The organism is Pedobacter punctiformis (assembly GCF_027213715.1).
In the GTDB taxonomy this organism is placed as follows: domain Bacteria; phylum Bacteroidota; class Bacteroidia; order Sphingobacteriales; family Sphingobacteriaceae; genus Pedobacter; species Pedobacter punctiformis.
In genome coordinates this window covers 498,084-518,359 of the sequence record NZ_JAPWGM010000003.1, presented here as the reverse complement: position 1 = coordinate 518,359, position 20,276 = coordinate 498,084, and the positions used below count along the sequence as shown (strand labels likewise).

21 protein-coding genes and 2 tRNA genes are annotated in these 20,276 nt (G+C 35.9%); 14 read left to right on the top strand and 9 right to left on the bottom strand.

All coding sequences use genetic code 11. The annotated features are described in order from the left end of the window. Positions 1–291 precede the first annotated feature (291 nt). Both O0955_RS11480 and O0955_RS11475 read left to right on the top strand, forming a co-directional pair. A complete protein-coding gene (locus O0955_RS11480; RefSeq protein ID WP_269427678.1) occupies positions 292–2,511 on the top strand; it encodes an NADP-dependent isocitrate dehydrogenase in 2,220 nt (739 codons plus the stop codon). 136 nt (positions 2,512–2,647) lie between these two features. Next, a complete protein-coding gene (locus O0955_RS11475; RefSeq protein ID WP_269427677.1) occupies positions 2,648–3,046 on the top strand; it encodes a hypothetical protein in 399 nt (132 codons plus the stop codon). Positions 3,047–3,087: 41 nt separating this feature from the next. On the opposite strand, the gene O0955_RS11470 is transcribed toward O0955_RS11475, so the two are convergent. Further along, entirely contained in the window at positions 3,088–4,941 is a 1,854-nt protein-coding gene (locus O0955_RS11470) for a DNA polymerase III subunit gamma/tau (protein WP_269427676.1), read from the bottom strand. Between the two features lie 349 nt (positions 4,942–5,290). Between O0955_RS11470 and rpsF the strand changes: the two genes are divergently transcribed. The 3 genes from rpsF to rplI are packed head-to-tail and all read left to right on the top strand — an operon-like array spanning position 5,291 to position 6,365. Next, the gene (gene rpsF / locus O0955_RS11465; RefSeq protein ID WP_269427675.1) at positions 5,291–5,647 is read left to right on the top strand and encodes a 30S ribosomal protein S6; all 357 of its coding nucleotides are present in this window, start codon (positions 5,291–5,293) and stop codon (positions 5,645–5,647) included. After that, on the top strand, positions 5,647–5,910 hold the full coding sequence (gene rpsR, locus O0955_RS11460) for a 30S ribosomal protein S18 (protein ID WP_010599582.1): 264 nt from the start codon (positions 5,647–5,649) through the stop codon (positions 5,908–5,910). Before rpsF ends, rpsR begins: the two co-directional genes overlap by 1 nt. A gap of 11 nt (positions 5,911–5,921) precedes the next feature. Then, positions 5,922–6,365 carry a 50S ribosomal protein L9 gene (gene rplI / locus O0955_RS11455; RefSeq protein ID WP_269427674.1) on the top strand — a complete coding sequence of 148 codons (444 nt, stop codon included), beginning with the start codon at positions 5,922–5,924 and terminating at the stop codon, positions 6,363–6,365. 119 nt (positions 6,366–6,484) lie between these two features. Here rplI and O0955_RS11450 read toward each other — a convergent pair whose 3' ends face one another. Further along, the gene (locus O0955_RS11450; protein ID WP_269427673.1) at positions 6,485–7,189 is read right to left on the bottom strand and encodes an SDR family oxidoreductase; all 705 of its coding nucleotides are present in this window, start codon (positions 7,187–7,189) and stop codon (positions 6,485–6,487) included. A gap of 143 nt (positions 7,190–7,332) precedes the next feature. Here O0955_RS11450 and mtgA point away from each other — a divergent pair, with 143 nt between their 5' ends. After that, entirely contained in the window at positions 7,333–8,055 is a 723-nt protein-coding gene (gene mtgA, locus O0955_RS11445) for a monofunctional biosynthetic peptidoglycan transglycosylase (RefSeq protein ID WP_269427672.1), read from the top strand. Here mtgA and O0955_RS11440 read toward each other — a convergent pair. Then, positions 8,052–10,472 (bottom strand): AsmA family protein, encoded by a 2,421-nt coding sequence (locus O0955_RS11440; RefSeq protein WP_269427789.1) that lies wholly within the window; start codon positions 10,470–10,472, stop codon positions 8,052–8,054. The two genes, mtgA and O0955_RS11440, sit on opposite strands and share 4 nt — an antisense overlap. Positions 10,473–10,593: 121 nt before the next feature. On the opposite strand from O0955_RS11440, the gene O0955_RS11435 reads away from it, so the two are divergent. After that, on the top strand, positions 10,594–11,031 hold the full coding sequence (locus O0955_RS11435; RefSeq protein ID WP_269427671.1) for an energy transducer TonB: 438 nt from the start codon (positions 10,594–10,596) through the stop codon (positions 11,029–11,031). Here the strand turns inward: O0955_RS11435 and O0955_RS11430 are convergent. Together O0955_RS11430 and O0955_RS11425 are read right to left on the bottom strand one after the other, a co-directional pair. After that, positions 11,028–11,315, bottom strand: a complete 288-nt coding sequence (locus O0955_RS11430) for a YciI family protein (RefSeq protein ID WP_269427670.1) — start codon at positions 11,313–11,315, stop codon at positions 11,028–11,030. The genes O0955_RS11435 and O0955_RS11430 overlap by 4 nt on opposite strands. Before the next feature lie 13 nt (positions 11,316–11,328). Further along, positions 11,329–11,808 (bottom strand): ABC transporter ATPase, encoded by a 480-nt coding sequence (locus O0955_RS11425; RefSeq protein ID WP_269427669.1) that lies wholly within the window; start codon positions 11,806–11,808, stop codon positions 11,329–11,331. 51 nt (positions 11,809–11,859) lie between these two features. On the opposite strand from O0955_RS11425, the gene O0955_RS11420 reads away from it, so the two are divergent. Beyond that, a complete protein-coding gene (locus O0955_RS11420; RefSeq protein WP_269427668.1) occupies positions 11,860–12,342 on the top strand; it encodes a hypothetical protein in 483 nt (160 codons plus the stop codon). Between the two features lie 3 nt (positions 12,343–12,345). On the opposite strand, the gene O0955_RS11415 is transcribed toward O0955_RS11420, so the two are convergent. The 3 genes from O0955_RS11415 to O0955_RS11405 form a co-directional block, all read right to left on the bottom strand. Next, positions 12,346–13,134 carry a (Fe-S)-binding protein gene (locus O0955_RS11415; RefSeq protein ID WP_269427667.1) on the bottom strand — a complete coding sequence of 263 codons (789 nt, stop codon included), beginning with the start codon at positions 13,132–13,134 and terminating at the stop codon, positions 12,346–12,348. A 44-nt stretch (positions 13,135–13,178) separates the two neighbouring features. Then, positions 13,179–13,688 carry a TPM domain-containing protein gene (locus O0955_RS11410; protein WP_269427666.1) on the bottom strand — a complete coding sequence of 170 codons (510 nt, stop codon included), beginning with the start codon at positions 13,686–13,688 and terminating at the stop codon, positions 13,179–13,181. Positions 13,689–13,749: 61 nt separating this feature from the next. Next, positions 13,750–15,045: a 4Fe-4S dicluster domain-containing protein gene (locus tag O0955_RS11405; protein WP_269427665.1), complete on the bottom strand. Its 1,296-nt coding sequence runs from the start codon at positions 15,043–15,045 to the stop codon at positions 13,750–13,752. Positions 15,046–15,290: 245 nt separating this feature from the next. Here O0955_RS11405 and O0955_RS11400 point away from each other — a divergent pair. The 3 genes from O0955_RS11400 (at position 15,291) to O0955_RS11390 (ending at position 17,420) form a co-directional block, all read left to right on the top strand. Next, a tRNA-Phe gene (locus tag O0955_RS11400) sits at positions 15,291–15,363 on the top strand. Positions 15,364–15,553: 190 nt separating this feature from the next. Beyond that, positions 15,554–15,626: transfer RNA gene (locus O0955_RS11395), tRNA-Phe, on the top strand. Between the two features lie 204 nt (positions 15,627–15,830). Then, the gene (locus O0955_RS11390; RefSeq protein WP_269427664.1) at positions 15,831–17,420 is read left to right on the top strand and encodes a S41 family peptidase; all 1,590 of its coding nucleotides are present in this window, start codon (positions 15,831–15,833) and stop codon (positions 17,418–17,420) included. 56 nt (positions 17,421–17,476) lie between these two features. Here the strand turns inward: O0955_RS11390 and O0955_RS11385 are convergent, their stop codons facing one another. Then, the gene (locus tag O0955_RS11385) at positions 17,477–18,079 is read right to left on the bottom strand and encodes a Rossmann-fold NAD(P)-binding domain-containing protein (RefSeq protein ID WP_269427663.1); all 603 of its coding nucleotides are present in this window, start codon (positions 18,077–18,079) and stop codon (positions 17,477–17,479) included. A gap of 151 nt (positions 18,080–18,230) precedes the next feature. On the opposite strand from O0955_RS11385, the gene O0955_RS11380 reads away from it, so the two are divergent. From O0955_RS11380 to O0955_RS11370, 3 genes are all read left to right on the top strand, one after another. Next, positions 18,231–18,713 (top strand): GNAT family N-acetyltransferase, encoded by a 483-nt coding sequence (locus O0955_RS11380; RefSeq protein WP_269427662.1) that lies wholly within the window; start codon positions 18,231–18,233, stop codon positions 18,711–18,713. Between the two features lie 124 nt (positions 18,714–18,837). Then, positions 18,838–19,305: a nucleoside triphosphate pyrophosphohydrolase family protein gene (locus O0955_RS11375; protein ID WP_269427661.1), complete on the top strand. Its 468-nt coding sequence runs from the start codon at positions 18,838–18,840 to the stop codon at positions 19,303–19,305. A gap of 89 nt (positions 19,306–19,394) precedes the next feature. Next, entirely contained in the window at positions 19,395–20,255 is an 861-nt protein-coding gene (locus tag O0955_RS11370) for an alpha/beta fold hydrolase (RefSeq protein WP_269427660.1), read from the top strand. The last annotated feature ends 21 nt before the right edge of the window (positions 20,256–20,276 follow it).

The window sequence follows — 20,276 nt, the reverse complement described above, 5'->3', positions numbered from 1 at the left end:
ACGCTAAAACTTAATGAATGATTTTTAGTGTACTAGTTGAATAGTACACTGCAATTATAAATTTAAATTTCGATATCGCAAAATAATGGCGAAAAATATTTTTGCCGGTTCATTGTGCAGATTCACTTTTATAAAATCGAAGTCTGTTTGTAAAAATGACAAGTATCATTGAACTAATTTAGCCCGGGTATGTTACTTAATTCATTCGTTTATTTTATCTTTAGGCGATTTTGAAATCGATGGTTTATACAAACCTATTGATAGATTAACTTAATAGAAAAAAATTAATATATGTCAAACACATCAAAAATCATCTATACAAAAACAGATGAAGCGCCTATGCTGGCCACTTATTCATTTTTACCTATTGTACAAGCTTTTACCGCTTCAGCTGGTATTGATGTAGAAACCAGAGATATTTCTTTAGCTGGAAGAATATTATCAAACTTCCCGGAGTATTTAAAAGACGATCAAAAAATTGGCGATGCATTGGCTGAGTTAGGTGCATTGGCAACAACTCCTGAAGCAAATATTATAAAATTACCAAATATTTCGGCATCCATTCCACAACTGGTAGATGCAATTACCGAATTACAAGCTCAGGGATTTGCAATTCCAAATTACCCGGATAATGCACAAACTGAAGAAGAAAAAGCAATCAAAACTAAATATGCAAAGGTTTTAGGATCAGCAGTAAATCCTGTTTTACGTGAAGGTAATTCAGATCGCAGAGCGCCTAAAGCAGTTAAGAATTATGCAAAAACCAATCCGCATTCAATGGGCGCATGGTCGGCAGATTCTAAAACTAAGGTTGCAAGCATGACTGAAGGCGATTTTTATGGTTCGGAGAAATCTGTAACTGTAGCAGATGCCACTCAATTTAAAATAGAATTTGTTGATGCAAGCGGTGCCGTAACAGAATTAAAAGGATTATCTCCATTAAAAGCCGGAGAAGTGATTGATAGTTCTGCACTGAGCTTATCTGCTTTAAAAACTTTTGTTGCCAAAGAAATTGTTGAAGCTAAAGCTGCAGGCGTTTTATTGTCTGCACACTTAAAAGCAACCATGATGAAGGTTTCTGATCCGATTATTTTTGGTGCAATTGTAGAGGTTTATTTCGCAGATGTTTTCGCAAAATATGCTGATTTATTCGCCGAACTTAATATTGATACCAGAAATGGTTTGGGTGATGTGTATGCTAAAATTGCGGGCAACGCTAAACAGGCAGAGGTAGAAGCAGCAATTGCTGCGGCTATTGAAAATGGTCCGGCTTTGGCTATGGTAAATTCTGATAAAGGAATTACCAACCTGCATGTTCCATCTGATGTAATTGTTGATGCTTCTATGCCGGCCATGATCCGTACTTCAGGACAGATGTGGAATGCAGCTGGTAAATCGCAGGATACAATTGCTTTAATTCCTGATCGTAGTTATGCTGGTGTTTACACGGCAACTATTGATGACTGTAAGGCGAACGGTGCATTTGATGTAACCACAATCGGATCCGTTCCTAATGTGGGCTTAATGGCACAGAAAGCTGAAGAATATGGTTCTCATGATAAAACTTTCCAGGCTACCGGAAATGGTATTATCCGTGTAACGGATGCTAGTGGAAAGGTTTTCTTTGATCAGAAAGTAGAAAAAGGCGATATCTTCCGCATGTGTCAAACTAAAGATGCACCTATTCAGGATTGGGTTAAACTTGCGGTAAACAGAGCCCGTTTATCGGCTACTCCGGCTGTTTTCTGGTTAGATGAAAAGAGGGCACACGATAGAGAGATTATTGCTAAAGTAAATAAATACTTGCCTGATTATGATACAACAGGTTTAGATATCCGCATTTTAGCCCCGGTTGAGGCAACGAAATTTACGTTAGAAAGATTACGCAAAGGTTTAGATACCATTTCAGTTACCGGTAATGTACTTCGTGATTATTTAACAGATTTATTCCCGATTTTAGAATTAGGAACTTCTGCTAAAATGTTATCTATTGTTCCTTTAATGAATGGTGGTGGTTTGTTTGAAACAGGTGCTGGTGGTTCAGCTCCAAAACACATCGAACAATTTATTGAAGAAGGTTATTTACGCTGGGATTCATTAGGTGAATTTTTAGCACTTCAGGCTTCTTTAGAACATTTATCTCAAACACAAAATAATGCAAAAGCTCAGGTTTTAGCTGATGCCTTGGACGAAGCAAATGCTAAATTCCTGGCTATGGATAAATCACCGGGCAGAAAGCTTGGAACCATCGATAACCGTGGTTCGCACTTCTATTTAGCTTTATACTGGGCTGAAGCTTTGGCTGCGCAAACAAAAGATGCAGACTTAAAAGCAAGATTTACCCCTTTATCTAAGGCTTTACTGGAAAATGAGGCTAAAATAAATGAAGAATTAATCGGGGCGCAAGGTAAACCACAAAACATTGGCGGTTATTATAACCCCAATGACGAACTGGCAAGTAAAGCTATGCGCCCAAGTGCAACTTTAAATGCCACTTTAGCTGCATTGTAATTTAAGCAGTTAATATAAATTATAGAAAGCGTCCTGATTTTAAAATCAGGACGCTTTTTTGTTTTAACCCGTTAGCTTACTAAAACCTTATTGATGCCAGATTGTTATATTTATACAAACTAAAAGAAACCAAATCATGGCAAATAATGAAAACAAAGCAGCAAAAGATAAACTGCACAGTACAAATAAATTTAATAACGAAAACCTGTCCTACGATGAGGTTAAACAAAGTTATGAGTTAGATGTAAAAGGTACTGATGAAGATTACGATCACCCAATGGGTTATGAAACAGTAGCAGTTGGGGCAAAAGATGATGATTCTACTTATGATGAAGCAAACCCATATGTGGGCGATGAATATGCAAACAATGATGAAATTGCCAATGATAACTTAGAAGCACTGGGTATGCATGTTGATAATGGAGAAAGTGTTAAATTAAGCCCTGAAGATGAAATTTTAGCCCGTACGCCTGAAGATAATCGTGATGATTTGGATGAAGAGGGATATCCGGTTAATGACAATCCGTTAAAATAATTACCTCAGTTTATTTGTACGAGGGTTTTTTGGTAAATAGATTACGGAATAAGATCTAGGCCGAACTTTCTGCGTAAATCTTCCAGTTTAGGGTTTTTATTAACCAGGTAATCATAACGCTCTTTAGAAGTATATAATCTTTTCTCGTGCGCCCGCTCGGCATGCTGGTAAGAAATTTCAACACCGAAATTATTTAGGTTATTCCGAAGATAATTCATTAAATCAACAGACTCTCCCTGAATAAAATCTTCCTGTGCTTTGCCTTCTACGGAAATAACAATATGCTCTTTGCCTTTTAAAGCAGGAGCAAAATTGTTTAAAATGGTATAAAGATTGATTTTATTTTCCTTTTTTAACTTCTCAGCATAATTGCTCCAAACTTCAAGCAATCTTTCATAAGTAAATTCCTCACGTGCTTCTCCCGTAACGGTTTTAGGCCCTTTATTTTCTTCACCATTTGCAATGCGATCCAAATCGTTTAAGGACGGAATTAAAATACTTCCGGCATTATTTTTAGGAATATTAATCTTAATCGTAGTAGCAGATGATGCTAATGCCGGTCTTGTCGCTTCCGCAGGTTTTTCTATTTGAATATTTTTTTCAGCTTCGGCTTTAACCTCCGGCACCGGATTTACTTCAGGTGAAGTTACCGTGTTTATTGGTTTTTGTTCTGCCGGAGTAAGCGTTTTCACCTTTTGGGTTTCGTTGCTTACCTCAACTAAATTAGTTTTTTTTTTATCCTGATCTTGGTCAGTTGCTGTATTTGAGGCCGGGCTTAAAGGTTGTTGAGCAAGTTGGACAACAGAGCGGATGTGACACATTTTAATGAGTGCAAGCTCGACCTGTAACCGCTGATTTTTGCTGTTCTTATAGTTTAAATCACAAGTATTGGCCAGGTTTAATGCTGTTAACAGGAAAGAAAGTTCTGTTTGCCTGCATTGCTCCAAGTACTTCTGTTTGATATTTTCGCTTACCTCTAATAATTTAATGGTTGCAGCATCTTTACCCACAAGCAAGTTGCGGAAGTGACTTGATAAACCATTGATGAAATTATTTCCGTCAAAACCGTTGTTTAATATTTCATCAAACAAAAGCAAGGTTTCACTCACCTGTGCTTCGGTTAAATATTGAGTAAGTTTAAAAAAGTAGTCGTAATCTAAAATATTCAGGTTATCAATTACAGCCCGATAAGTGATGTTCTTATTGGCGTAACTGGCAATCTGGTCAAACATCGAAAGTGCATCACGTAAACCACCATCAGCTTTTTGAGCAATAATGTGTAAGCCATCTGTTTCAAATGCAATGTTTTCACGTTGTGCAATGGTTGCCAAATGACTGGCAATATCTTCAACCTGTATTCTGTTAAAATCAAAAATCTGACAACGCGATAAAATGGTTGGCAAAATTTTATGTTTCTCCGTTGTTGCTAAAATAAATATAGCATAAGAAGGTGGTTCTTCAAGCGTTTTAAGAAAAGCATTAAAGGCACTTTGCGAAAGCATGTGCACCTCATCAATAATATAAATTTTATACTTTCCGGCTTGTGGCGGTATTCTAACCTGTTCAATCAAACTACGTATATCATCAACGGAGTTGTTGGATGCCGCATCTAATTCGTGTACGTTAAAAGAGTGCCCATTTTGAAAAGAAAGGCAATTATCACATTGCCCGCAAGCTTCCATGTCTGCTGTAGGATTGGTACAGTTAATGGTTTTTGCCAGGATACGTGCACAAGTGGTTTTACCAACACCACGCGGACCACAAAACAGGAATGCCTGAGCCAGCTGATTGTTTTTGATGGCATTTTTTAATGTACCCGTAATGTGCTGCTGACCAACAACGGTTTCAAACGTGGCTGGACGGTATTTACGGGCAGAAACAATAAAATTTTCCATCGCCACGAAAATAGGAAAAATTTAGTTGTTGCAAATATTAAAAGGTGTTCTGTTGAAAAATAAACACGAACTCAATTTAAGTACCTGACTAAAACTTTATTCGGCCTTTTAGATAAAATTTCGATTATATCAATTTATAATACCCTGATTTCTTATGAATTTTTATTTTGCATAGTAGACAACTATAAGCCAATAGTAATAATAACTTAAAAATAAAAAGAGGTAACCTTAGAGGCTCATACTTTTTTGTTATCTTTTTCCTGATTAATCATTTGATTTTAAGAAATATATTACTACATTTGCAGCCCGAATTATATCGGAAATAAACAAAAAAATTAATTAAATAACAATGAATCAGTACGAAACTGTTATCGTTCTAACCCCGTTGTTATCAGATGAAGCTGCGAAAGAGGCATTAGCTAAATTCAAAAACATCATTACTGGTAGCGGAGCCGAAATTATCCAAGAAGATAATTGGGGTTTGAGAAAATTAGCGTATCCGATTGACAAAAAAACAAACGGATTCTTCAATTTAACTGAATACAAAGCTTCAGGAGAGTTGATCAGCAAATTAGAGCTTGAATTAAAACGCGATGAGCGTGTGTTACGTTTCTTAACCATCAGGTTAGACAAACACGCTGTTGCTTACAATGAGAAAAAGCGTAGTGGTGCTTTTAACAAAAAAACTAAGGAGGTTGCAGCGTAATGGCAAGAGAACAAATTCAATACGTTACTGCCCCTAAAGTAGAGGATAACCGTAAAAAATATTGCCGTTTTAAGAAAAATGGTATTAAATATATCGATTACAAAGACGCAAACTTTTTGTTAAAATTTATTAACGATCAAGGTAAATTATTACCACGCCGTTTAACTGGTACATCGTTAAAATTCCAACGTAAAGTGGCTCAGGCAGTTAAACGTGCCCGTCACATCGGTTTGTTACCTTTCGTTGCTGACCAATTAAAATAGGAGGATTTGATATGGAAATTATTTTAAAACAAGATATTAAATCATTAGGCGAGAAAGATGATATCGTTACAGTAAAGGCTGGTTATGGCCGTAACTATCTGATTCCGCAAGGATTTGCTACTTTGGCTACTTCTTCTGCTAAAAAAGTATTAGCAGAAAACTTAAAGCAAGCAGCATTTAAACAAGATAAAATTAAGAAAGATGCTGAAGGTATCGCTGAGCGTTTAACTAGCGTTAAATTATCAATCGGTGCTAAAGCTGGCGAAAGCGGTAAAATCTTTGGAGCTGTTAATACTATCCAGGTTGCTGAAGCATTAAAAGCTCAGGGTTTTGATGTAGACCGTCGTCGTATTACTTTCGAAACTGAACCTAAATTTGTTGGCGAATATGTTGCTAACTTAAACTTACACAAAGAAGTGAAAGTTCAGGTTCCTTTTGAAGTAGTAGCTGAATAGTAAATTTCTATCCTCAATTATCGGGGAAAAATATTTCAAAAGCCTTCGGATTATATCCGGAGGCTTTTTTATTTGTGTTTATAGGTTTTACTCCTCTGGAGAAAATATATTGAACCTGTTTACCCTTTAGGAGTGGTCGGTCTGATTTCTACCTTACTTGGAAGTGTTCTGGCAGGCATTTTAAGCAAATCTGAGATAAGCTGGCCCATATCTTCCGGTTGTATTTTCCAGGCATCATCTTCTGCATTTGGATTATGATCATTGAAATGACTTGCAACGGATCCTGGCATTATCGTACTCACCTTTACTCCGTATTTACGAAGATCGAGCATAATCGATTGAGTAAAACCCGTTAAGCCAAACTTACTTGCATTATAGGCAGATCCGTTAGCGAAAAAGTTTGTTCCTGCTAAACTGGATATGGTAAATATGTGTCCTTTAGATTTCTTAATTTCTTCTACACAAGCTTTTATACTATAAAATACGCCTGTTAAGTTAGTGTCTATCGTTTCCTGCCACAAGTTGATATCCATTTCATCAATCGGTGCAAAATGTCCGATACCCGCATTTGCAATTAAAACATCTAATTGTCCCCACCTATCAATAATTGCTTTTAGGGCATTTTGTTGTGAGGCATAATCTTTTACATCAGCTTCCAATGCCATTACATCAGCCGGGTTTCCAAGGGCCGTAAGTGCTTCTTGGGCGCTTTGTTTTGAACGGCTTGTTATGGCAACTTTATACCCGTCCTTTAAAAGTGATTCTGCTATTCCAAAACCAATTCCTTTACTTCCTCCGGTAATGAGGGCAACTTTTATATTCATATTGATTTTCTTTTTTTATTTAACGGATAGAAAACAAATATGTTTAAAGGAAATTGCTTTTTGGTTATAAAAATGTCATTCTCTGCGCAACATAGACTTTTTGTTGATTAAGGGGAGATTAAAGATTTTATTACCTTTGCCTCATGGCTAAAACGCGATCAACCAGGATGAAAACCAAACGCCCCCTTTTAAAGAAAATAACCAATATTGCCACTAAAGTATTTATTTATTTTTTGCTGGTTTCAGTCATTTGGGTTATTGCATTGCGATTTATAAACCCACCGATAACCTTATTAATGGTTTTGAGGAATATTGAACGTAAGGCTGACGGAAAATCTTTTAAAACTGAAAAAAAGTGGGTAAAATTTGAAAATATATCCGATAACATGAAGCGTGCTGCGGTTTCTGCAGAAGATCAGTTATTTTTAAAACACATTGGTTTTGATGTTAAAGCCATTGAAAAAGCCTTTGCCAGCAATGCAAAAGGTAAAAAGGTAAAGGGTGGAAGTACGATTTCGCAGCAAACTGCAAAAAATGTATTTCTTTGGCCGGGAAGATCGTGGATTAGAAAAGGTTTTGAGGCTTACTTTACTTTGCTGATTGAACTGTTTTGGAGTAAAGAACGCATTTTAGAGGTTTATTTAAATGTAATCGAAATGGGGGATGGGGTTTATGGTGCTGAAGCAGCCGCCCAGGAATATTATGGAAAATCGTGTACTAATCTTCCCAAAAACCAGGCAGCTTTAATTGCGGCCTGTTTCCCTAATCCACTGCGCTGGACGCCAAAAAATGCAACACCTTATATCAGACACCGGCAATACCTTATTTTAAAAAATATGAGAAGATTAGGTCCTTTGGATTTTTAATCATGATCTTTATTCCACCTGATTTTTACACCACCCTTTTCATCATCAACTGCTTTAAGGTGGAGTACAATACCTTTCATTCTGGCTTCTCTTTTTTGCTGATTATCCAAATTTTCGTCACCTCTTGGGTTTCTTAAAGGAATATCCATCGCAATGTCTGTACCATTGCCTAAAGCGTAAATGCCTTTTACATTAAAGTTTAAAGCAGACGAATTGATTTGCATCGGACTGATTATAACTTTATCGCCTTTTACGGTTAGTGTTCCATCTAGTTTTGGAATCTGAATATCAGATAGATTTCTTCTTGGAAAAGCAAATTTGCCAACATCAGCAATAGGACCAAAATTAACCAGGGCTGCATTTCTTAAATTGAAAATAACTTTGCCATCCATTGATCTGGGTAAAATTGTTCCGGTGTTCGAAATCCTTCCTGATATATTAACGAGAGAGGACAAGTAACCTTTAAGATTTTTATTGGTAATGGTGTTTTGTCCAAAATTATCGAATGAATAAAAGAAATCTTTTACACTTACATTGCTAACTTTAGAGTTAAGCATAAAACGGTTAGAATTACCGTCTTGCTTCACATTTCCGCTTAAAGTTAAAGTACCGCCCGCATTACTTACATTAATTTTATTAAAGAAAATGCCTTCGCTGCGCAATGAAATATCTGCATTAAGATTTTTGGCAATGAATTTTTGATAAATTGCTTTGTCAACATTTAATTGAATATTCATTTTAGACATTTCCAGTACATTACTTAACTGAGCAGTGGTCTCTCTTATGGAATTTTTTGATTTAGACTTGCTTTTGTGTTCCCTTGGCCCGAGGAATGGTAAAAATTCATTGAGGTACAGTTGCGGACTGCTCATTTTTAAATTCACCAAAATCTTATCAGGAGCCGTGTAGTATAGGTTCAAGAAATTATCAATAGTACAATTTAAGTTTAATATGCTTTTTCCTAACTGGAAATGGCCATTTTGAACGGATAAATTATTTTGAGTGAAATTGATATCTAATGCACTTTTGACCAAATGCAGTTTACGTGGCAGGTACATAATATCTGCATCAATAATATGTACTTTACCTGAAACCACCGGTTTGGTAAATTTAAAATGATCAATATCGGCCTTGCAATATAATTTTAAATCGGCAGTTCCATTTTTAAAATCGAAATTTTCACCACCTAAAGAATTGTTAAGGTTGGAGAGTGGGAAATTAGACGTTACAAGTCCTGTGGCAATCGGTCTGGATAAATTGGTTACTAAAAATGTATCAACCTTAATTGGAGCATTAAAGTAATTGGCATTTAGTTTTAAAAGTTTTATAATGGAGTTTTCGTCGCCGATAATTCCGCCTATGGTATCCTGGTTGGTAAAAGAGCCATCAAAATTACAATCGGTTAGTCTGATGGTCGGTAACATAGACACTATATTATTTCTAACTGTCATGCCTACCTTAATTAACGGATCTCCATATTTTCCACTACCATCATCAATAATGTTACCCCTGATATCTACTGGTTTTTCAATGCCAAATTTGAGTAGTTTCGAAGATATGTTGGGCGCCAAAAGCATGGCTACGTCTTTAAACAAGATTTGGTCCACAGCAATGCTAATGGCAAACGCTGATTTACCAAGGTCAACTTTGGCCCCGATTTTAAAAGGTGAACCGCCAATATTTAACTTTTCGGGATCAATAATTACGGCATCTTCAGCTTTGCTGTAATGAGCAGAAAGTGTACCTTCCAAAGTTTTGTCTTTCAGGAAACTGCCTTTTCGGGTGTTAAAAGCAAAACTTTTAACAAATGTTTTAAGTTTGATTTTTCCGGTCCAGCCGCTATCCGGATATTCTATTTTACCCTGGATCTGATCGATATCAAAGCTAAACAGTTTAAAACGCTTTTGATTGTCTAAAATCAGGCTAACCTTGTTAAAGTCGATTTTGCTGATTTCTAAAGGCGCAGATTTTGAAGCGGGTTTCTTTTGATTAGCCTCTTTACCTTTAAATATACTGGTGTTGCTGTAACCCAATGAGTCGGTATAAATGTAGATTGCGGCATTATTAATGGAAATGCGGTTGATTTTTACATCACCGGCAATGAGTGAGAAAACATTCAGGGATACGTTAATATCCTGAGCTTTTAAAAGATCATGTTTGTGTTTTGCCCACAAACTATCGCGTAGGAGCACATCATTTAAAGAAACTGAAATACCCGGAAAACCTTTTAATAAGGTAGGTTCCATACTGCCGGCGGAAATTTTTCCGTTGAGATTTTTATTTAATTGCTCAAGTATCGTGTTTAAAACCTGTTTTTTGTTTTGATTGATGTAAAAGGAGCCCGCTACCCAAATTAGGATAATAAGTATTGCTAAGACCCCAAGAATTTTAAGTGAAATTTTTAACCACCGCGTCATAGAGATTGTTTGATTCAACAATATAATACTTTTAAGGCCATAATTGTTTTTGAATTGGTTGAATTTTTTTTATTCAATTCTGATAAAACTACAAATCGTTAAATATTTTTATCTTTAGGTTATGAAATTAGCACTCTTTATTTTATTCTTCTTTCCATTCGTATTGAAAGCCCAAAAGGTTGAAACAAGTTCTAAACCGGTTAGAAATCAAACAGTTTTAAATTCAATTGACCAACAACCGGAATTTGAAGGCGGAATACCAGCCTGGAGGAATTTTTTGATGAAAAACCTTGATCCTTCACGTGCTGCCGAAGCTCAGGATAGTCTCAGCTTTGCAAAGTTCGGGACACGCCAGATGGCAATAGTAAGATTTACAGTTTGTGATGACGGAAGCCTTTGCGATTTTGAAGTTGTTAACAAACAAAAGGTAAGTCCTGCCGTAGCTCAGGAGGCTTTAAAAGTTATGAAAAAGTCGCCAAGTTGGATTCCGGCTAAGAGTAAGGGCATGAATGTTAAAGCGGCATTTCAGCAGCCGATTATTTTTAGCTTTGAAGATTAGCCTAGCAATTCCTTTAAATCAGGATGGTACAATGAGGTAAGAAATTGCGTAATGGTAAAATGCGCCAGTCTATGTTCGTAAAAAGGGTCTTCTGAAAGAATTTTTTTAAGTTCTTCTTCAGTTTCAACCAGGGCTAAAATAATACCTCCGGTGCGGGGTACTTTCCTGCCCGATGCTACAAAAATGTTTTTAGCATAATACTTTTTAAGGTATTGCACATGGGCTTCCATGTGTTCATCCAACACTTCTAACGGTACAATGTATTGTAAATCGATAATAAACACGGCAGCGTCGTTTTTATAATAAATGGGCAAAAACGGTAGAATGCCAGCTATCTTTAAAAGCAACTTCCCATTTATTTTCCAAATCAGCCAGATTTTGAACCATATTGTTAAAAACAATGGTTTCAGGCGTTATCTGCTTAATATTTACAAGTGTTTCAAAGTCTTCTTTAGCTTGCACTTTAACTTCACCGTCAATTTTATAAGCAATGTTAAACCTGTTGAACAGATCAACATTATATTCCTGCTCAATTTCTTTGATTAAACGAACAGAACTGTCTATAGAACAGCCGGTAACATTTGCCTGACTTTCATCAACGGTCAAGATGATGAAGAAGCCATATCTAATTTCAGCTTTAGCCAATAATTCATTGCCATGTGCTTTCCATTGGTTGGTAAAAGCCGACAGTTTTTGAAGAATTTCAACTTCTTCAGTCTGATTAAATTTTCGGTTGCTTTGGTAGATCCAAACTCTTGATTGTGGAGAAAAACTCATATTACAAATTTAATATTTTAATTAATTTGGTTTGTCTAAAACTTCATCCTTATGAAAAAGTTTACATTACGCTTGAAATTGCCTGTTTTTTTGGCTTTCAGTGTGTTTTTATGTGCTTTTGCTTCGTTCGACTCTATTGATGAATATGTTAATTACCTCCAAAAAAGCTTTACAGATCACTATGATGTTAACCAGGAAAGCGATCAAATTAAAAAGTACGAATTAAATGTTACTAACAATGGCTTTTGCCGTTATAAGCGATATTTTAATAATGGCAAGATTGAGTATTTTGCTTTTAAACTGGCAAAATTTAAAGATATAGATTATATCGGATCCACTTTATCGGGTAAGCTTTATTTACACACCAAAAGTGATGACGTAATTGTGCAAACTTATAACGATAAAAGCGGTGATGTGGATTCTATGGGCACTTGTGTTGCCATTCCGGTAAAAAATATAGAAGCGGAAGACCTCAATCAAATAAGAGAGGCCTTTGTAAAACTAACGGCGAGTGGGCAAGTTATAAAGCCTTAAGCTTTATAACCCGTTTGCTCTGGCTGTAATTTCAGCAATATCCAATACTTTTACTTCCTGCTCTTTATCTTTTAGCTTAATCCCATCGCTCAGCATCGTCATACAAAAAGGGCAGCCTGCAGCAATAAATTGTGGGTTTGTTTCCAAAGCCTCATCAATCCTTTCTACATTAATATCTTTATTCCCTTTTTCAGGCTCTTTAAACATTTGCGCTCCGCCTGCACCACAACATAAACCGTTTGTTTTGCAGCGTTTCATTTCTACCAGTTGTGCATCTAAAACTTCCAGTGCCTTTCTTGGTGCTTCATATATTCCGTTACCGCGACCTAAATAGCAAGGGTCGTGATAAGTAATTTTTTTGCCTTTAAAGCTTTCGCCACCTTCAGCCTTTAGTTTACCTTCATTAATTAAATCCTGGATCAATTGCGTATGGTGGATCACTTCGTAAGTACCGCCTAAACCCGGATATTCATTTTTAATGGTATTAAAACAATGCGGACAGCCCGTTACAATTTTTTTAATGTTGTAACCATTTAAAACCTCAATATTGGTCATGGCCTGCATCTGGAATAAAAACTCATTACCAGCACGTTTAGCCGGATCGCCGGTGCAGCTTTCTTCAGTACCTAAAACAGCATATTTTATACCAACGTGATGTAATATTTTACAAATGTCGCGGGTAATTTTTTGTGCTCTTTCATCGTAGCTTCCGGCACAACCAACCCAAAATAATATTTCCGGCTCTTCACCTGCGGCCATTAATTCAGCCATTGTAGGTACTTTAAATTCCATTGTAATTATATTTTATTCACACTCATTACTGAATATGAAGGTTTTTAGTCTTTAATTTTTGTTTTTAATAATTTAATCAACGCTGTCAGGCCTGTATAAGTACCTGTGTAATATTCATCCTTTTTAAAATACGGGATAATGTACTGATCTATTATTTCTTTGGTTTCTTTATCTGAAATTAGTTTTTCAATTCCATAGCCGTTACTTATTCTAATTAACCTGTGCATACGCGAAAAGCCAATCACAATTCCATTATCTTTTCCCTTTTCACCAACAGCCCATTTATTGGCAATCCTTAAAGCCAGGTTGTTAAATTTTTCTTTACCCGTCATCATGGTATCAATGGTTACTATGGCAACTTGAATACTGGTTTCATTTTTGAAATTGGTAATCAAACTATCCAGTGCTGTAACCTGTTTTTGATTAAAATCTTTTTCGTAATCATTAACCCAACCTGTAGCTGCAGGAATGCTATCCCAAAATTTTTGCCGGTATTCTTCTAATTTTTTCTTTGGTAAAGTTTCTTTCACAACCTGTGCTTCAGCTTGAGTCAAGCTAAAAAGCAGCATAAGCAGCAAGAGAATATATAGATTTTTAATCCTCACCAATCAAAAGTTAATTTCCTTCGGCCCAGTTAAAACGATCAGCAGGTGAATATTTCCATGGTGCCTGGTTGTTTTCAATATTACCCAGCATTGCATTGATACTTCCCGGAGCCTGTGATTCTTCCATCACGGCGTAACGGCGTAATTCCATAATAATTTGCAAAGGATCAATATTTACCGGACAGGCTTGTACGCAGGCGTTGCAACTGGTGCAGGCCCAAATTTCTTCTCTGCTAATGTAATCGTCTAACAATGATTTTCCATCCTGATGCTCAGCACCATGTTTATCAATATTTTTGCCTACTTCTGTAACCCTGTCGCGGGTATCCATCATAATCTTTCTCGGCGATAATAATTTTCCGGTAATATTGGCAGGGCAAACTGAAGTACAACGACCGCATTCGGTACAGGTATAGGCATTCATCAGGTTTACCCAGCTTAAATCGGTCACATCTTTAGCACCAAATTTACCAGGTGCTGTTTCTGCCGGTACAAAAGCAGGATCAAGCATCGCCTTAACTTCATTGGTAACGGATGGCATATTGTTAAATTCTCCCTTTGGCTCCAAATTTGAAAAATAGGTATTTGGAAAAGCAAAAAGAATATGGAAATGTTTTGAGTAGGGCAGGTAGTTTAAAAAAGCCAGGATACCAGCAATGTGAAACCACCAGCAGCCACGTTCTATATAAACCAGGGTGCTTTCTGAATTTGGCAGTAGATTTTGTAAAAACTGGCTAACTGGAAACGAACCTGCATTAACATAATGGCCTATTCCTAAAGCCTGAAGTTTTGCATCGGCTGCATTCATTAATAAAAATGCCGACATTAAAAGTATTTCTGTTATCAGGATGTAATTTGCATCAGATTTTGGCCATGAAGTCATTTCTACACCGCTGAAACGCTTAAGTTTTAGAATATTTCTGCGAATCAGGAAAATGGCACAAGAAAGCCAAACGGTTAAGGCCAGAATTTCAAAAGAGCCGATTAAAAAATCATACAGGCCACCTAAACCATGGAAAATTCTGTGTGTGCCAAATAAACCATCGATCATAATTTCGAGAACCTCAATATTAATGATCACAAAACCTACATATACAAAAAAGTGCAGGAAAGCAGGAATAGGGCGAACCACCATTTTTGATTGCCCAAAAGCAACCCTGATCATAGTCATCAGTCTTTTTTGAGGCTGATCGTTCCGTTCAATCGGTTTGCCTAAACGGATATTGCGAATAATTTTACGAAAGTTAACCGTAAATAAGGCAACTGCTGCAAGTGTAAGGATAAGAAATAAAATTTGGGCCACCATACAATTATAATGATTGTTTAAACGCTAAATTAGGATATTTAATTTAAATAAATTGCTATGCATGCATAAAAAAATCTTTAAAATTATTAGTTTGTATTAATTCTAAGTAAGAATAAAGAGGTTTTAATGATGATTTAAAAATTAATTAATTGATAATCAGTGTTGGGGTAGTCTATTGGGCGTTTTTTTGAAGAAAAAATTTTGCGTTTTAAAAAAGAACACTACATTTGCAATCCCAAACGGATGGTGCCATAGCTCAGTCGGTAGAGCAAAGGACTGAAAATCCTTGTGTCCCTGGTTCGAATCCAGGTGGCACCACATCCAAAAGCCTTTCAGAAATGAGAGGCTTTTTTGGTTTTTAAGCTTTTTGTAATCGCTGATAGCTGAACGGAAATGTATTTTTAGGATGGATTGAAGCGATTAATAGGTAAAAGGAAATTTTTAATAAAAAAATGAAGAAGAATTGTATGTTTAAAAAATAATATTACCTTTGCAATCCCAAACGGATGGTGCCATAGCTCAGTCGGTAGAGCAAAGGACTGAAAATCCTTGTGTCCCTGGTTCGAATCCAGGTGGCACCACTTCCAAAAGCCTTTCAGAAATGAGAGGCTTTTTTAGTTTTAATGGTTTTTTTAATCATTTTATGTTAAATCATTCCGTTTTAGTGATACATTTTTCGGTGTTTTATTTTTTTAAATTATATTGGTATAATATATAAATTAGCTGTGCACAATTTTTTAATTGTTTATTGTGTATATGTATAAAAAACCACGCAAAATATCCACATGAAAAATCATAAATTTAATGCCTTAGCTGTTGTTTTACTGCTTTGTGCAGGGGTATTATTTTCCTGCAAAAAGAATAAATCACCTGATACCCCTCCAACGCCTGAGGTGCCAACAGTTTCCGGTACAAGAAGTGAACTGACAAAGGATTCGATCTTTTTATACTCAAAAGAACTTTACTACTGGAATACTTCATTGCCGACTTATGATGCATTTAATCCGCGTAGTTATGCATCCAATGAAACTGAATTGTATGCAATTACCCAGTTTTCCCTTAATCCATCTACCGGAAAACCTTATGAATATGTCAGTAAGTCAACCAGCCCTAAATACTCTTTTATAGATTATGTGAGTACTTCAGGTAAAACAGGTGCATTGAAAGCAGATATTAATACAGAAAATGACTTTGGTTTTTCAGTTTTTTATCAAAATGATACAGATTTACGCGTTAAATATGTTTATGCCAATTCCTCAGCGGGTGCGCAGGGCTTAACCAGAGGTTGTAAAATTACCAGTATTAACGGACGTACTGATTTAACCCTGAATGATGCAAATATTGATTATGTGGTAAACGCAATTTTTGGTACCAGTCCAAGTGTGGCTTTAACCTTTACCGATTTGGGAGGGGTTTCTAAAAGTGTTACAATAACCAATACTTCTTATACAGTAAACCCAATACTTTACACAAACGTTTATACGGTTGATACTAAAAAAGTGGGCTACCTTGTTTTTAATAGTTTTACCAATAACCAAACCACAGCGCTGAATGCGGTTTTTGCTGATTTTGCTGCAAAAGGGGTAACAGAGTTAATTGTAGATTTACGCTATAATGGTGGTGGATACATTTCAACAGCGGCTCAAATTATAAATGCAGCAGCACCAGCAGCTCAAACCGGAAATACCATGTTTACCTATTACTACAGTTCTTACCTGCAAAATTTAACTACAGCCCAGCGTAAAGCTTCTGTTTTAATTCATCAGCCTTTATTGGATGATGATAATAAATTACAAACAGGTAATTTTTTAAATGGTAAATATGCTACCTACGCTGATGTTGATTACCTGCCGACAGCGAAAGATAATGTTGAGAAATTTTCAAAATCAGGTACGTTGAATTTAAGCCGGGTTTATTTTATTGTTACCAGTTCAACCGCATCAGCCAGTGAGTTAACCATTAATTGTTTAAAACCGGTTATGGATGTTAAACTTATTGGATCAACAACTTATGGCAAACCTGTTGGTTTTTTTCCGGTTAGAATTGATAAACTGGATTTGTACATTCCAGAATTTGAAACCAAAAATCAGGTTGGCACAGGAGGATATTATACAGGCTTAACCGTAGATAAAGTGGCTTCTGAAGATTTAACAAAACCATGGGGAGATCAAAATGAAACCTTATTAAGTTATGCGTTATTGTATGCTAAAAATGGAAACTTTATAACTACCCCGGCCAAAACAGCCAGCTTAAAGGCCGGTTCATCAACCATAGCGGATAAATTATCTGCAGATGAAGTTAAACGTATTTCAGTTAGTTTGGATGGAAACAGATTTAATGGAATGATTAGAGAACCCGGAAGGAAACTTCAATAGGTTAGTTTTATAATTCTTAATAAAGAAGGCCATCTAATCAGATGGCCTTCTTTATTTTAAAGCAATATTTTACTGCTAATGTCTTTATTTATGGTAATGTAACCCGGATATTTAACTGGAGTATTACCCAGCATAAAAGTAGGTCTGATTTTAATGGTAAGCAAGCCAAGTTTTTCATCTTTGGATGCACCACCTTTTTTGGCGGCTTTAATAATATCATTCAGCATATTTCCACTGGAAATTAAACCGTAAATGTTACTGCTTAGTTGTACTGGTACAGTTACTGTTTGCCCCTGGGCAATGCTTACATTTTGGTTCACAATACCTTCGGCCAAATCGGTGTTATTAACCAGAATTTTATACTCAAATTGATTAATGGCTGCCAGTTTAGTAGAAGGATTAGAAATTTCAAGATTAAGGTTTGCCTTTAGTGGAATATCTTTTCTTAATAAACCTAAAGCAACACCAGGCAAACTGGTTAAACTAAAATCCTGTTGATCCAGCAACCGCTTAATATCAGTGCCAGCAATTGAAACCTGTTGTACATTGGTAATTTTATAAGTACAATCCTCTAAGGCTTTTATTTGTTGTGCTTGCCGGTTTATTCCACAGCCAAATATGGAAATTGTTAAAAGGCAAAGCAATATTTTTTGTTTCATGTTAATCATAACGCCAAAATAGTAAAACTATTTCAGTTGAACCGCAAGATGTTTTTTATGGTGTAATGCTCATAAATGATTTGAGTTATATTTTATTCATTATTTTTTTAGCTGTTCTAACTCATTTTATAACTTTACCGAAAAGGAAATTATGGCTATTATTTTTCGTAACATAGAAGAAAGAGATGATAAAGCACTTGCTGCGTTGATTAGAGATGTTTTTGAAGAATTTAAGATAGAAAAACAAGGCACTGTTTATTCTGATCCAACAACAGATCACCTGTCCAAAGTTTTTCAAAATTCCCAATCTGCTTATTGGCTTGCCGAAGAAGATGGGGTTTTATTGGGAGGTTGTGGCATTTATCCAACTGAAGGTTTACCTGAAGGCTGTGTAGAACTGGTTAAATTTTATCTTTCTCCAAATTCAAGAGGAAAGGGGATTGGCAAAAAATTAATGGAGAAAAGTATAGAATCGGCTCAGCAGTTGGGTTATAATGAAATTTACCTGGAATCGTTTCCTGAACTTTCTACTGCAATTGGTATATACGAAAAGGTTGGATTTAAAACTTTATCCGGTCCTTTAGGTAATTCAGGTCATTTTGCCTGTAACGTTTGGATGCTACTGGTTTTATAAGTCCGGAGAATCTGGCTAAAATTCCACATAGAATTTCCAGTTCTTTCATGGCCTATGTTTATAAATTAACAAAATTAATTAAGCTGATTTTTTTAAGTTTGCCGATAAGAAAATCAACGTTGTTATGCAAGAAACAAATTCGTTAAATCAGGTTGCTGAATTTCATACAACCTTCAAACATCCAATATTAGTTAACCCGGTAATTCCTTCAAAGCAAAGGGCTAATCTTCGTATTTCGCTGCTTGCAGAAGAGTTAAAAGAATTGCAGGAAGCTGTTGAAAATGATGATTTAGTTGAAGTTGCGGATGCTTTGTGCGATTTACAATACGTTTTGGCTGGTGCCATCCACGAATTTGGATTGGGTACCAAGTTTAAGACATTGTTTGACGAGGTACACCGCTCCAATATGAGTAAAGCCTGTAAAACAGTAGAAGAAGCCGAACAAACCATTCAGTTTTACAAGGATAAAGACGAAACGGAGTCTTATTATAAAGAAATAGATGGATTATTCCTGGTTTTTAGAAAATCGGATGATAAAACTTTAAAATCAATAAACTATTCTCCGGCAGATTTAAAAGGTTTATTGGTATAATCGTTATGCTGAACATAGTTTGGCATTTTGAGCGGAATAAATCCTGAAAAATTTAGGATGAAATGTGTTTTTAAATTTATTCGGACGGGTTGAAAAAGCTAAAACAAATTGTAACAGATATAAATAATGTCCATCTTCAGGGTGCCAATGCCGATAAATTAATTCGGAGTTTTATATTTTATTCTCCTAAAATGCCTTTAAGATTACATCAGGAGCAATTATTAGAAGAGGCAAAGAAATTTAACCTTAAAGTTTACGATACTTATTTTACCCAGACGGATTTAACCATAAATTGCTTTAGCTGGGGAAATGGAAAAAATAAAGTATTATTAACTCACGGCTGGGCTTCTAAAGCAGCCGATTTTTTTGAGCTGATTACCGAACTTAAAAAGATAGATGATTTGGAGATTATTGCGTTTGATGCTCCTGGTAATGGAAGCTCTGTTTCTGAGTTCTCAAACCTTATGCTCTATGCTAAATCCGTTGAGGCACTGACTAAGGATTATGCCCTTCCAGATTTTATAATCGGGCACTCACTGGGCGGCATGGCAAATGTTTTGGCCATTCAGGAAATTGGAATTAAACCCAGATTACTAATCAGTATTGCGCCACTAATCAGGTTGAAAGAAAATTTTGAGCAAAGTTTAAATTCCATAAACATTGAGGAAAGCATACAACAAACTTTTTTCCACAACTTTAATAATGAGTTTCCGGTACCGGCAGATTATTTCAATCTGGTTGATTTGTATAAAGCCGATCAACACCCCAACCATTTTCTGGCCTTTGATCCAGATGATCACATTTCACCTTATGATTACCTGAAGGATTTTCTTTCAGTAAACCCAGCGGTACAACCGAAAGCCTACGAAAACATCGGGCATTATAAAATTTTAAGATCACCCGAATTGATTGGAGATATTGCAGAGCAGATTAAATCGATTATTTCCTGATAATAAAAACCGTATTAATTT

Coding starts and splice junctions, on each gene's coding strand:
- O0955_RS11480 (WP_269427678.1), top strand. CDS start 292: ATGTCAAACACATCAAAAATCATCTATACAAAAACAGATGAAGCGCCT.
- O0955_RS11475 (WP_269427677.1), top strand. CDS start 2,648: ATGGCAAATAATGAAAACAAAGCAGCAAAAGATAAACTGCACAGTACA.
- O0955_RS11470 (WP_269427676.1), bottom strand. CDS start 4,941: ATGGAAAATTTTATTGTTTCTGCCCGTAAATACCGTCCAGCCACGTTT.
- rpsF (WP_269427675.1), top strand. CDS start 5,291: ATGAATCAGTACGAAACTGTTATCGTTCTAACCCCGTTGTTATCAGAT.
- rpsR (WP_010599582.1), top strand. CDS start 5,647: ATGGCAAGAGAACAAATTCAATACGTTACTGCCCCTAAAGTAGAGGAT.
- rplI (WP_269427674.1), top strand. CDS start 5,922: ATGGAAATTATTTTAAAACAAGATATTAAATCATTAGGCGAGAAAGAT.
- O0955_RS11450 (WP_269427673.1), bottom strand. CDS start 7,189: ATGAATATAAAAGTTGCCCTCATTACCGGAGGAAGTAAAGGAATTGGT.
- mtgA (WP_269427672.1), top strand. CDS start 7,333: ATGGCTAAAACGCGATCAACCAGGATGAAAACCAAACGCCCCCTTTTA.
- O0955_RS11440 (WP_269427789.1), bottom strand. CDS start 10,472: ATGACGCGGTGGTTAAAAATTTCACTTAAAATTCTTGGGGTCTTAGCA.
- O0955_RS11435 (WP_269427671.1), top strand. CDS start 10,594: ATGAAATTAGCACTCTTTATTTTATTCTTCTTTCCATTCGTATTGAAA.
- O0955_RS11425 (WP_269427669.1), bottom strand. CDS start 11,808: ATGAGTTTTTCTCCACAATCAAGAGTTTGGATCTACCAAAGCAACCGA.
- O0955_RS11420 (WP_269427668.1), top strand. CDS start 11,860: ATGAAAAAGTTTACATTACGCTTGAAATTGCCTGTTTTTTTGGCTTTC.
- O0955_RS11415 (WP_269427667.1), bottom strand. CDS start 13,134: ATGGAATTTAAAGTACCTACAATGGCTGAATTAATGGCCGCAGGTGAA.
- O0955_RS11405 (WP_269427665.1), bottom strand. CDS start 15,045: ATGGTGGCCCAAATTTTATTTCTTATCCTTACACTTGCAGCAGTTGCC.
- O0955_RS11390 (WP_269427664.1), top strand. CDS start 15,831: ATGAAAAATCATAAATTTAATGCCTTAGCTGTTGTTTTACTGCTTTGT.
- O0955_RS11385 (WP_269427663.1), bottom strand. CDS start 18,079: ATGAAACAAAAAATATTGCTTTGCCTTTTAACAATTTCCATATTTGGC.
- O0955_RS11380 (WP_269427662.1), top strand. CDS start 18,231: ATGGCTATTATTTTTCGTAACATAGAAGAAAGAGATGATAAAGCACTT.
- O0955_RS11375 (WP_269427661.1), top strand. CDS start 18,838: ATGCAAGAAACAAATTCGTTAAATCAGGTTGCTGAATTTCATACAACC.